7 protein-coding genes are annotated in these 12231 nt (G+C 66.9%); 2 read left to right on the forward strand and 5 right to left on the reverse strand.

Features of this window, described 5'->3' with window-relative positions:
- Positions 1 to 27 precede the first annotated feature (27 nt).
- The 4 genes from KB879_RS29090 to KB879_RS29105 form a co-directional block, all read right to left on the reverse strand.
- Complete coding sequence (locus tag KB879_RS29090) at positions 28 to 1476, reverse strand: efflux transporter outer membrane subunit (protein ID WP_211980349.1); 1449 nt, start codon at positions 1474 to 1476, stop codon at positions 28 to 30.
- Complete coding sequence (locus KB879_RS29095; protein ID WP_153955451.1) at positions 1473 to 4631, reverse strand: efflux RND transporter permease subunit; 3159 nt, start codon at positions 4629 to 4631, stop codon at positions 1473 to 1475. Before KB879_RS29095 ends, KB879_RS29090 begins: the two co-directional genes overlap by 4 nt.
- A complete protein-coding gene (locus KB879_RS29100) occupies positions 4628 to 5863 on the reverse strand; it encodes an efflux RND transporter periplasmic adaptor subunit (protein WP_211980350.1) in 1236 nt (411 codons plus the stop codon). The genes KB879_RS29095 and KB879_RS29100 overlap by 4 nt, the downstream gene beginning before the upstream one ends.
- A gap of 219 nt (positions 5864 to 6082) precedes the next feature.
- The gene (locus tag KB879_RS29105; protein ID WP_211980351.1) at positions 6083 to 8488 is read right to left on the reverse strand and encodes a carbohydrate-binding family V/XII; all 2406 of its coding nucleotides are present in this window, start codon (positions 8486 to 8488) and stop codon (positions 6083 to 6085) included.
- A gap of 348 nt (positions 8489 to 8836) precedes the next feature.
- Here KB879_RS29105 and KB879_RS29110 point away from each other — a divergent pair, with 348 nt between their 5' ends.
- On the forward strand, positions 8837 to 9985 hold the full coding sequence (locus tag KB879_RS29110) for a metallophosphoesterase (RefSeq protein WP_013958152.1): 1149 nt from the start codon (positions 8837 to 8839) through the stop codon (positions 9983 to 9985).
- 204 nt (positions 9986 to 10189) lie between these two features.
- On the opposite strand, the gene ettA is transcribed toward KB879_RS29110, so the two are convergent.
- A complete protein-coding gene (gene ettA / locus KB879_RS29115; RefSeq protein ID WP_013958153.1) occupies positions 10190 to 11857 on the reverse strand; it encodes an energy-dependent translational throttle protein EttA in 1668 nt (555 codons plus the stop codon).
- A 138-nt stretch (positions 11858 to 11995) separates the two neighbouring features.
- On the opposite strand from ettA, the gene KB879_RS29120 reads away from it, so the two are divergent.
- Positions 11996 to 12220, forward strand: a complete 225-nt coding sequence (locus KB879_RS29120; protein WP_010812270.1) for a hypothetical protein — start codon at positions 11996 to 11998, stop codon at positions 12218 to 12220.
- Positions 12221 to 12231: the final 11 nt, after the last annotated feature.

Below are 12231 nucleotides of genomic sequence, written 5' to 3' on the forward strand. Positions count from 1 at the left end.
GCGGCTGGCAGGCGCCAGCCGCCCCTGCTACCGCCTCAACACCTTCGCATCCCCCTGCATCCCCGCATCGCGCACATCCTGCGGCACCGACGGCCAGCCGCCGCCGAGCGACTTGTACAACGCCGCAGTGCCGGTCAGCACGTCCACCTGCCCCTGCACCGCCGACAGCTGCGCGGCGAACAGCTTCTCCTGCGCCGTGGTCACCTCCAGGTAGCTGGAATAGCCGCCTTCGTAGCGCGCGCTCGACTGGTCGGCATAGACCACCAGGCTCTTCTCCTGCTGGCGCAGGCTCACCAGGCGGTTGCGTGTCTCGATGCCGTTGGAAAGGGCACTGTTGACGTCGGCCAGCGCCGCCAGCACGGTGCCCTGGTAGGCCAGCATGGCCTGCTCGCGCTGTGCCGATGCAGTCTGCACCTGGCCGCGGATGGCGCCGCCCTGGAAGATCGGCTGGGTCAGCCCCGCGCCGAAGCCCCATACCTGAGAGGCGCTGTGCCACAGCCCCGCCGGCGAGCTGGCGATGGCGCCGAACAGGCCACTCAGGTTGACGGCCGGCAAGTAGAGAGCCTGTGCCGCGCCCAGCTGCGCGTTGGCGGCAATGGCGGACTGCTCGGCCTGCAGCACGTCCGGCCGGCGCGACAGCAGCGCGGCTGGCAGGTCCGCACCCACCGGCGGCGGCTGCAGTTCATTGACCGGCTTGCCGCGCTCGATCGGCCCCGGCTCGCGGCCCAGCAGCACCGACAGCGCGTTCTCGGTCTGCGCGATGCCGCTGCGCAGCACCGGGATCGTCGCCTCGGTCACATAGAAATCGTTCTCTGCCTGCGACAGCTCAACCTGTGAGATGACCCCGCCCTCATAGCGCTGCCGGAAGATATCCAGCCCAGCCCCGCGCGCCTTCAGCGTCTGCTGCGCGATCTCCAGCTGCGCGTCCAGCCCGCGCAGCGTGGCATAGCCCTGCACCACCGATGCCGCCAGTGACAGCACCACGCCACGGCGCGCGTACTCGGCGTTCCACAGGCTGGCCTCGGCGGACTCCGCCTGGCGCCGGATGCGGCCCCACAGGTCGATCTCCCAGCTGGCATTGGCGAGCAGCTGGTAGGAATTGCGCGGGCCATCGAGCGACGCGAACGGCGTGCCGTTGAAGGTGCCGGCGCGCTGGCGCGTGGCCGCCGCCGACAGGTTCACCTGGGGGAAGAATCCCGAGCGCACCACCATCAGCTGGCCGCGGAACTCATCGATGCGGGCCGCGGCAATGCGCACGTCGTAGCTGTTGCGCAGCGCCGTCTCGACCAGCGTGTTCAGCACCGGGTCGTCGAAGCTGTCCCACCAGGCGCTGTCCGCGGCAACGGACAGCACGCCGGTGTCGATGCGGTACTCGGCCGGCTCGGGCGTGGCCGGGCGCTCGTAGTTGGGGCCGATGGCGCAGCCGCCCAGCGCCGCGGCCAGGCAGGCACCGGCCAGCTGGTGGCGCGCGCTCATGACGGTTCTCCGGCCGGTGGCGTGGTGGGCGCGGCCCCGGCCTTGGGCTTCGGCTTGCGCTCGGACATCACCTCCAGCCCCCAGAAGAACATCGGGATGAAGAACAGCGCAATCACCGTGGCGCCGAGCATCCCGCCGATCACGCCGGTGCCCAGCGACTGTCGGCTGGCCGCCGACGCGCCGCTTGCGATCGCCAGCGGCACGCAGCCGAGGATAAAGGCGAGCGAGGTCATGATGATCGGGCGCAGGCGCAGCTTGGCCGCATGCAAGGCGGCATCGTAGGCACTGAGGCCTTCCTTGTGCCGGATTTCCACCGCGAACTCGAAGATCAGGATGGCATTCTTCGCCGCCAGCGCAATCAGCACCGTCAGCCCGATCTGGAAGTAGACGTCGTTCTGCATGCCGCGCAACAGGATGGCAACCAGTGCACCGAACAGCGCGAACGGTACCGCCAGCAGGACACCGAACGGCAGCGACCATTTTTCGTACTGCGCCGCGAGGATCAGGAACACCATCAGCAAGGCAAAGGCAAAGACCATCGCTGCCGTCGATCCGGCGGTCTTCTCCTCGTACGCCTGTCCGCTCCAGGCAAAACTGTAGCCCTGGCCAAGCACTTCCCGCGCCACGTCCTCCATGGCCGCAAGCGCCTGGCCAGAGCTGTAGCCTGGCGCGGCATCGCCCATGATCTTGGCGGCCGGGAAATTGTTGAAGCGGGTCATGATATCGGCGCCCGGGACATACCGGGATGTCGTCACCGCCTTGATCGGCACCATTTCGCCGTTGCGGTTGCGCACGTAGACCTTGTCGAGATCCTCCGGACGCGAGCGGTAGTCGGCCTCGGCCTGCAGGATCACCTGGAACAGCCGGCTGTTCTTCGGGAACTGGCTGACGAAGAGCGAACCGAACATGGTCTGCAGCGCGGAATAGACCTGCTCGACGGGCACGCCCTGGGTTTCGGAGCGTTCGCGATCCACCTCCACCAGCAACTGGCGCGAGCGCGTGTTGATGGTGGAATTGATCCCGGTCAGCTCTGGCCGCTGCCGCGCCTTGGCGATAAAGGCATGCACCCGCTCCTCCAGTTGCTGGTAGGTGCCGTCCGCCGTGCTCTGGAGCCAGAACTCAAAACCACCGGTCGTTCCCAGGCCCGGGATCGAGGGCGGGTTGATCGGAATGGTCACACCGTCCTGGTAGCTCGCAAACTCCTTCTTCGCCTTGACGATCAGATCCGCCGCGCTCTCGCCCTCCTTGCGGTCATGGAAGCCCTTCAGCGTGATGAACAAGGTGGAAGCATTGGCCTTGTTCTGCGAATCGATCAGGCTGTACCCGTCCACGGACGCCACCGAGCTGACGCCGGGCTGCTTGGCGTACCAGGCCTCGGCACGGGAGGAGAGATTGCCGGTGCGGTCCAGGCTGGCCGCATCCGGCATCACCACGGCACCGAACAGATAGCCCTGGTCCTCCACCGGCAGGAACGACGACGGTATCCGCACGAACATCAGCACGCTCACCCCGATCATGACAAGGATGATGACGATGGAGATCACCGTCCGCCTGATCACGAGCTGCAGCGACTTGTCGTACCCCTGGATCATGCGATCGAACGAATTGTTGAACCACTGGAAGAAGCGGTTCTTCTTGTGCTCGCCGGGCTTGAGCAGGATTGCCGCAAGCGCCGGGGACAGTGTCAGTGCCACCACCCCGGACAGCACCACCGACACCGCGATGGTGACGGCAAACTGCTTGTAGAGCTGGCCGGTAATGCCGGACAGGAACGCCACCGGGATGAATACCGCCAGCAGCACCAGCACGATCGCAACCACGGGGCCGCTCACCTCGTCCATGGCACGCTTGGCCGCCTCCTTTGGCGGCAGCTTGAACTCCACCATGTTGCGCTCGACGTTCTCGATCACCACGATCGCGTCGTCAACCACAATGCCGATGGCCAGCACCATCCCGAACAAGGTCAGCATGTTGACCGAGAAGCCGAACATGCTCATGCCGACGAAGGCGCCGATGATCGACACCGGCACGGCAAGGATCGGCACGATGGTTGCGCGCAGGCTCTGCAGGAACAGGTAGACGACCAGAATCACGAGGATCACCGCATCGCGCAGCGTGTGCACCACCTCGTTGATCGATTCGTTCACAAACTCGGTGGTGTCGAGCGCGACCTCATATTCCAGCCCCGGCGGGAACGACTTCTTCAGTTCCGCCAGCGTGCTGCGCACCTGCTTGGCCACGTCCAGCGCATTGGCGCCCGGCTGCTGGTAGACCGCCAGCAGCGTGGCGGTCTTGCCCTTGTAGCGGCTGCGCAGCGAATAGTCCTTGATGCCTAGCTCGGCCCTGCCGATGTCCTTGAGCCGCACCAGCGCGGCGTCGCCCGACTGCGCGCGCAGGATCATGTTCTCGAACTCGGCGGGCTCGGTCATCTGGCCCTTGGTCGCAATCGGGAACGTCTGCAGGACTGTGCCCGTGGTCGGCGACTGCCCGATACGGCCGGCGGAGAACTGTTGGTTCTGCGCGCTGACAGCGTTCTTGACGTCTTCCGTGGTAATGCCCAGCGACGCCATCCGGTCCGGCCGCAGCCAGATCCGCATGGCGTAGTCCGGATTGCCGAAGATCGCCGACTGGTTGGCGCCGGGAATGCGCTTGAGCGCATCCAGCACATAGATGTTGGCGTAGTTGCCGACAAAGGTCTGGTCGTAGCTGTTGTCCGGCGAGAAGATGGCGATCACCATCATGAACGCGGACGAGCGCTTCTGCACGGAAACGCCCTGGGCCGTGACCGCTTCAGGCAGGGTCGGCAGCGCCAGGTTGACGCGGTTCTGCACGTCTACCTGCGCCAGTTGCGGATCGGTTCCGATCTCGAAATACACCGTCAAGGTCAGGTCACCCGTCGAGGAACTCGTCGAGTTCATGTACATCATCCGGTCCGCGCCGTTGACCTGCTGCTCGATCGGCGCCGCGACGTTCTGCGCGACCACTTCCGCGCTGGCTCCGGGGTATCGAGTCGTCACCGTGATCGACGGCGGCGTGACGTCCGGGAACTGGGCAATCGGCAGTTTGGTCAGCGCGACCAGGCCACCCACCACGATGATGATCGACAGAACCGACGCAAAGATGGGCCGGTCGATAAAGAAGTGGGCAAGCTTCATGGCTTGCTCCCTGCGCTCTCCGTGCCCCTGGCCTGGGCGGGCGATGACGCGCCTGGCGCACCTGGCGCGCTGGCGGCGGCCGCACCTGCCGCGGGCTTCTGTCCGGGAACAGCCTCGACGGCCTTGACCGGCGCGTCGGGCGTCAGCCGCAGCCCGCCGCTGACGACCACGCGCTCGCCGGCCTTCAGGCCGGAGCGGATAACCCAGTTGTCACCGGTCCACTGGCCCACGTCGACCACGCGCTGCTGGGCCTTGTTGTCCGCGCCGACCACCCACACCATCTGCCCGCGCGGGCCCTGGATGACGGCTTCCTGCGGCACCGCCACGGCCTTGGTGCGCTCGGCGCCATGCAGCTTCACGCGCACGAACTGGCCGGGGCGCAGCGTGCCATCCGGGTTGGCAACCTCGGCGCGGATCATATAGGTGCCGGTCTCGGCACTGAACGAGGCATCGGCAAAGGTGATCTTGCCGTGATGCGGGAACTGGCTGCCATCGGCCATCACGATCACCACGTCAAAGGCGCCCTTGGGCGGGAACTTGAGCGCGCCGGATTCCTGCTCCGAGCGTGACAACAGCACCTCGTTCTCGGACAGGCTGAAGTTGACCCACATCGGGTCGAGCTTGGCCACGTAGGTCAGCAGGCTGTTCGACGGATCGATATAGCTGCCGGCCTGCTTCTTGGCAAAGCTCGACACGCCGGTGACCGGTGACTTGATCGTGGTATAGCCCAGGTTCAGCCTGGCATTAGTGACATTGGCCCGGGCCCCCTCCACCGCGGCCGCGGCGGCCTGCTGCTTGCCAACGGCGTCGTCCAGGTCGCGCTGGCTCAGCGCATTGCGCTCGGCCAGCGGGCGCACCCGCGCCAGGTCGGCATTGGCGGTCTTGAGCCGCGCCACCTGCTGCGCCATTTCGGCGTTGGCCGCATCCAGCGCCGCGGCGAACGGCTTGGGATCCATCAGGAACATGGTCTCGCCGGCCTTGACCACCGCGCCCTCGGTATAGACGCGCCGGTCCAGGAAGCCATTGACGCGCGCGCGGATCTCTACCTGCTGCGAGCTCTGGGTCTGGCCGACGAAGTCATAGACGATCGGCACATCGCGCAGCGCCACCGTCATCGTGCCAACCTCGGCCGCGGGCGGTGCACTGGGCGCCGGTTTGTCCTTGCCGCAGGCGGCCAGCGTCATCGCGCAGACCAGCCAGAGCGCGCCGCGCCAATGGAAAGCAGTGTTCACGGATCCCTCTCCCGCCATGGTTATGCACGCGATTGCCGCGCGCGCACGCCGGCGACCTTCCGTCGTGCCGGACCGGTGGCCGCACTCGCCTCTTTACCGGCAGGGTAAGGCTCGGCCCTGCGGGCGCCAATTCAATTCTTTTGTAGGCGTCTTTACTGCTTTCGACTTGCTTTCGCCCGCACCCGCGCAGTTGCCCGCGCGGGCTGCCAGGGCCCTGGCTCAGCGGCGGAAGCCGCCATGGAAGTCGCCGCCGCGGAAACCACCGGCACGGCCGCCAAAGCCGCCAAAGCCGCCACCACCGCCGCGCCCCTGCCATTGCTGGGCCGTGCCCTGGAAGCGCTGCTGGCCTACCTCGCGCGCCTGGCGCTGCTGCTCCAGGCGTGTGGTGGCGTCGTTGCCGGACTGCACCGGCTGCCAGCCGCTGGGGGTGTGCTTCTGCCAGCCGTCGTCGGTGTGCTGGTACACCGAGCCGTCGTGGCCGGCATACACGTTGCCGTTGTTCCACACCACCGCATTGTTCTTGTCCGGATTGGCGACAAAACCACGGCTGCCGGCAGTGTGCTGGCCGGTCTGCGTATTGCCGGCAATGCCCGCTTCGGCCGCGCCGACGCGGCCGGTCTGCGCGTTGTAGCCCGCCGCCTGGCGGCCGGCGGCATAGTTGCCGGTGTAGGTGTTGCCGGCCACGCCGCCGCGCGCCGCGCCCTCGCGCCCGGTCGACGGATTGGCGAACGAGCCCTGGCGGCCCGCCGCATAGTTGCCGGAATAGGGATTGAACGCCGCACCGCGGCTGCCCTGGTAGCGCGCCCCGGTGGCCGGGTTGTAGCCGGCGCCGGCGGTGCCGCGCCATTCGGTGCCGGTCCAGGCGTTCCAGCCCTGGGCGTGGGTCACGGTGCCCTGGCCCCAGCGGCCGTAGAAATTGGCCTGGTTCACGTTGACGTAGTTCCAGTTGTACGCCCCGCCCCACCAATAAGGGCCCCAGTACGGCGACGCCGCCCCCCAGAACGCGCCCGCGGCGAAGCCGAAGGCAAAGCCCTCGGCCATGCCGATGCCAAAGCCGGCGCCGTAGCCATAGGTGGCCGGGTAGCCGTAGTAGACCGCGCCCACATAGGGCGGATAGACATAGCCGGTGCCGTACACGACCGTGCCGTCGGCGCTGACCACCACGCCCATATAGCCAGGGGTGTAGCCCACCACCACGGTCTCCGGCGCGACCGAGTAGATGCGCACGTAGGTCACGTAGTAGACCGGCGAAGTCGGCGGGATGGTGTAGATCGCCGACGGCACCTCGGTGGCCACATGCCACGGGCCGGACGGCGCCGGCGCCGTGAACCAGACGCCGTTGGCGACCGCGTAGTAGTGGCTGCTGTCGACCTCGATCACCGGGGTGCCGCTGTTGACCGCGTAGCTGAGCGAAGTGCCGGTGATCGGCGTGAAGCGCGGCGCGCCGTCATACTCCACCGCCAGGCTGGCCTTGCTGCGCGACACCGTGGCGGTCTGCGGGATGGCCGCGGCGATCTCGGCCTCACGTGCCTGCGGCGTGCCGGGCACCGAGACCAGCACATTGGCCTTGGGGTCGGTCGCCGGGATTCTGGCGAAGTCTGCCGGCAGCTGGCTGCCGGGCACGTACTCCCACGGCCCGGTCAGCATCGGCGCGCGGAACCAGCGGCCCGAGACCAGCACGTAATACTGGTTGGCGGCCGGATCGACAAAGACCGCATGGTCGGCGTTTGACATCGTCAGCAGGCCGACGCCGCTGACCGGCGTCATCTGCGGCGCGCCGCTGGTCATGACCAGCTCGGTCGGCTGCGTGGCAAAGAGAATCGCCGGCGCCCTGGCCGGCCGCTTGCCGTCGGCCGGCAGCATCGAATCGGGCTTCATGCCGGCCGCCGCCTTGGTGGCCGCGCTCTCCAGCGCCTTGGGCACGGTCGTCATCACTTCCCAGGCGCCGCCGGCCGATTCGGAGCGATACCAGTAGCCGGCCGCCTTCAGGTGCAGCTCGCCACCGGATTCGCGCAGCAGCAGCGCGCGGCTGTTCAGCGCCCGTTCGTACTGCGTGCCCGGCACGGCGCGCCAGGCCGGCTCGCCGTCGACCAGCACCAGCAGTGTCGGCGTGGTGGCAAAAAGGATCTGGGGCACGTCGTTGCGCACCGCCACGCGGCCAGCCTTGGCCAGTTGCTGCGATACCGCGTAGCTGGCCTGCAGCTGGTCCAGCGGCACCGTCAGCCCGTTGGCCGGCAGGCGCGACACCAGCGCCTGGCGCACCCGGTCGGCGGCGTCGGGCCGGGTCGGGACTTCGACGCTGTCCACCGTGATCCGGGTCAGCTGCACCAGCCCGGAGGGCTTGTCGATATCGCCGGTGGCCGAGAAATGCACCACACCGTAGGTCGGCGAACCCGATTTCTCGCCCACCGCCACCGCCGCGCGCCCGGACAGCCGGTTGCCGTCCCAGGTCTCGATCTGGGGCTGGTACAGCTCCACATGATCGGTGGCGGCGTCAAAATTGCGCGGCCAACTCAGGGCAGCCGCGGTTGGCCTGGACGGCGTGGCGGCCTGCGGGCTGAGCGGGGCGAATGCAAGCCACGCCGCGGCGATCAGGGCGCTGGTCTGCTTCAGGCGAAAAGACATGGGTTTCTCCGGGAGGAAGCTGCCTGCGCCGGCGGGCCGGCACCGCGGGCACGATGCTGCACAACAGGCGGCCCATCCCGCGAATCTAAATTAGGCCGCAAAGGCGAACAATCTGATTTGAAAACATTCAGGATCTGCCAGAAAAAAGACAGATCAGCCGGCCTCGACAGCGGCCTTCGTACAAGAAGGAGTCGGGGCGGCGCGCCGCCATGTCAAGCCGCGACGCGCCGTTGCGACACGCGCAGGCGAGGCGGGTGTGCATCTTGCTTGGCCTGATGCCACCCCATCGCCCCTTGAAGCCGCCCCCCGCGGCCTCATCTTGAAAGACTCCCCCCTGGCCCCGCCCTCATGCCTCCACGCACCACCATCCTGACCGCCGCCCTCGTGACAGCCCTGCTGCACGGCTATATCGGGCTGCGCCTGCTGCCGGCGATGCCGGTGCCGATGGCGGTCAAGGCATTGGCCGTCGCCTGGCTGGCCCTGTCCTGCGCCCTGCTGCCGGCCGGGCTGCTGGCGCGGCGCGTCAGCCAGCCCTGGTCGGACCTGGTTTCGTGGATCGGCATGCTGGCAATGGGATTCTTCTCATCCCTGCTGGTGCTGACGCTGGTACGCGACGTGGCACTGGCCGCCGCCTGGCCGGCGGAACGGCTCCTCGGCTGGCACGCGCCCGGCCTGTCCGCGGGCAGTGCCGCGGCGGTGCCGCTGCTGGCGCTGCTGGTCACGCTGGCCGGCTATATCAATGCCCGCCGGCTGGCACGCGTGGTCGAAGTCGACGTGCCCGTGGCCGGCCTGCCTGACGCCCTGCACGGTTTCACCATCGCCCAGATCAGCGATATCCATGTCGGGCCCACCATCAAGCGGCCCTACCTCGACCGCATCGTCGACCGCGTCAACAGCCTGCAGGCCGACGCCGTCGCCATCACCGGCGACCTGGTCGACGGCACCGTGCGCGAACTGTCCGCCCACACCGCGCCGCTGGCCCGGCTGCAGGCGCGCCACGGCACCTACTTCGTCACCGGCAACCATGAGTACTACTCCGGCGCGGAACCGTGGATCATTGAGCTGCGCCGCCTGGGCGTGCGCGTGCTGATGAACGAACACGTGGTGCTGCAGCACGACGGCGACGCGCTGGTACTCGGCGGCGTGACCGACTACTCCGCCGGCCGCTTCCACGAAAGCCACCGCAGCGACCCGCACCGCGCCATCGCCGGCGCCCCGGCACACGCCGGCGCGCGCGTGCTGCTGGCCCACCAGCCACGCACCGCTGCCGCCGCGGCGGAAGCAGGTTTCGACCTGCAGTTGTCCGGCCATACCCACGGCGGCCAGTTCTGGCCGTGGAACCTGTTCGTGCCGATGCAGCAGCCATACACCGCCGGACTGGTGCGGCATGGCTCGCTGTGGATTTATATCAGCCGTGGCACCGGGTATTGGGGGCCGCCGAAGCGGTTTGGGGCGCCGTCGGAGATTACGCGGGTGAGGCTGGTGAAAGCGGGCTAAGAGATTGCCGTAGAAGGCCGAAGAATAGTCGCAGGCATGGTGCAGCAAAAAGCCCCGACTCAAATTGAGCGGGGCTTTTTGTTTTGGCGACGGTCAGTGCTGCTTTCCTTGCAAGTCCATCGCACTGAATGCCTTTTGTGCAAAGTCTGTGATTTGTCGTTTGCACGAAAGCGCGAACGACGAATTAACTCCGCTACACAACGCTCACCGCACAATCGGCTTATACCGAATCCGCTTGGGCTTGGCCCCTTCCTCACCCAGCCGCCGCTTCTTGTCCGCCTCATATTCCTGGTAGTTGCCCGGGAAGAACTCCACATGCGAGTCCCCCTCGAACGCCAGGATATGCGTAGCAATCCGGTCCAGGAACCAGCGATCGTGCGAGATCACCATCACGCAGCCCGCGAATTCCAGCAGCGCGTCTTCCAGCGCCCGCAGCGTTTCCACGTCAAGGTCGTTGGACGGCTCATCCAGCAGCAGCACATTGCCGCCGGCGATCAGGGTCTTGGCCATGTGCAGGCGGCCGCGTTCGCCGCCCGACAGCGTGCCGACCTGCTTCTGCTGGTCGCCACCCTTGAAGTTGAAGCGGCCTATATAGGCGCGCGACGGCGTTTCGTACCTGCCCACCGTCAGGATGTCGGAGCCGCCCGAGATCTCTTCGAACACGGTCTTGGTGCCGTCGAGCGCGTCGCGGCTCTGGTCGACAAAGGCCATCTTCACGGTCGGCCCGATCTTGATCTCGCCGCTGTCGGGCTGTTCCTTGCCGGTCAGCATGCGGAAGAAGGTCGACTTGCCGGCGCCGTTCGGGCCGATGATGCCGACGATGGCGCCCGGCGGCACCTTGAAGCTGAGGTTGTCGATCAGCAGGCGGTCGCCGTAGCCCTTGCTCACGCCTTCGAACTCGATCACCTCGTTGCCCAGGCGCTCACCCACCGGGATGAAGATTTCCTGGGTTTCGTTGCGCTTCTGGTAGTCCTGGCTGTTGAGCTCGTCAAAGCGGGCCAGACGTGCCTTGGACTTGGCCTGGCGGCCCTTCGGGTTCTGGCGCACCCACTCCAGTTCCTTGTGCAGCGCCTTCTGGCGGGCCGATTCGCTCGCCTCTTCCTGCTTCAGGCGCGCTTCCTTCTGGTCCAGCCACGAGCTGTAGTTGCCCTTCCAGGGAATGCCCTGGCCGCGGTCCAGTTCCAGGATCCATTCGGCAGCGTTGTCGAGGAAGTAGCGGTCGTGGGTCACGGCCACCACGGTGCCCGGGAAGCGCGTCAGGAATTGTTCCAGCCATTCCACCGATTCCGCATCCAGGTGGTTGGTCGGCTCGTCCAGCAGCAGCATGTCGGGGCGCGACAGCAAGAGGCGGCACAGCGCCACGCGGCGCTTTTCACCGCCGGAGAGATGCTCGATCCTGGCGTCCCACGGCGGCAGGCGCAGCGCGTCGGCGGCGATTTCCAGCTGCAGTTCGACGTTGTTGCCATCGCTGGCGGCCAGGATGGCTTCGTACTTGGCCTGGTCGGCGGCCAGCGCGTCGAAGTCGGCGTCCGGCTCGGCATAGGCCGCGTAGATCTCGTCAAGCTTCTTGCGCGCCTCGAACACGCCGCCCAGCGCCTCTTCCACCGACTCGCGCACGGTCTGCTCGGGGTTGAGCTGCGGTTCCTGCGGCAGGTAGCCGATGTTCAGGTTGGGCATCGGCGTGGCTTCGCCCTCGATTTCCTTGTCGAGGCCGGCCATGATCTTGAGTACCGTGGACTTTCCCGAGCCGTTCAGGCCCAGCACGCCGATCTTGGCGCCGGGGAAGAACGACAGCGAGATGTCCTTCAGGATGTGACGCTTGGGCGGGACGATCTTGCCCACGCGGTTCATGGTGAAAACGTACTGTGCCATGGGTGCGTGTTGGAGGGTTGTTCGGGAATGGCGGGAGTGTATCAGGCAGGCGCGGCGCGCTGAGGCGCTCCTGCTCGATTCCGCCCTGGCCGGTACAATGACAGGTTCGATTTTTCGCCGATTTCCCGAGCCATCGCCATGAGCAAACCCGCCCTGACCCTGAAGTTCAAGTGCAAGAAGTGCACCAAACCCGTCACGCTGTACCTGCAGAAGACGTCGGCCTGCTCGCACATCACCCCGTACCAGGGCTTCTGCAAGTGCGGCGAGATGATGCGCCACGCCACCGGCGACAAGGACGCAGTCGAGTCCTTCGTCAACTCGCTGGACAACAGCTGGATGCACCACCATCACCACCACCACTGAGCAGGCCACTG

It is taken from the genome of Cupriavidus sp. KK10 (assembly GCF_018223725.1).
GTDB lineage: Bacteria > Pseudomonadota > Gammaproteobacteria > Burkholderiales > Burkholderiaceae > Cupriavidus > Cupriavidus necator.

Bases quoted from the DNA above. Each gene is read 5' to 3' on its own strand.
- KB879_RS29090 (WP_211980349.1), bottom strand. From the start codon at position 1,476: ATGAGCGCGCGCCACCAGCTGGCCGGTGCCTGCCTGGCCGCGGCGCTG.
- KB879_RS29095 (WP_153955451.1), bottom strand. From the start codon at position 4,631: ATGAAGCTTGCCCACTTCTTTATCGACCGGCCCATCTTTGCGTCGGTT.
- KB879_RS29105 (WP_211980351.1), bottom strand. From the start codon at position 8,488: ATGTCTTTTCGCCTGAAGCAGACCAGCGCCCTGATCGCCGCGGCGTGG.
- KB879_RS29110 (WP_013958152.1), top strand. From the start codon at position 8,837: ATGCCTCCACGCACCACCATCCTGACCGCCGCCCTCGTGACAGCCCTG.
- ettA (WP_013958153.1), bottom strand. From the start codon at position 11,857: ATGGCACAGTACGTTTTCACCATGAACCGCGTGGGCAAGATCGTCCCG.
- KB879_RS29120 (WP_010812270.1), top strand. From the start codon at position 11,996: ATGAGCAAACCCGCCCTGACCCTGAAGTTCAAGTGCAAGAAGTGCACC.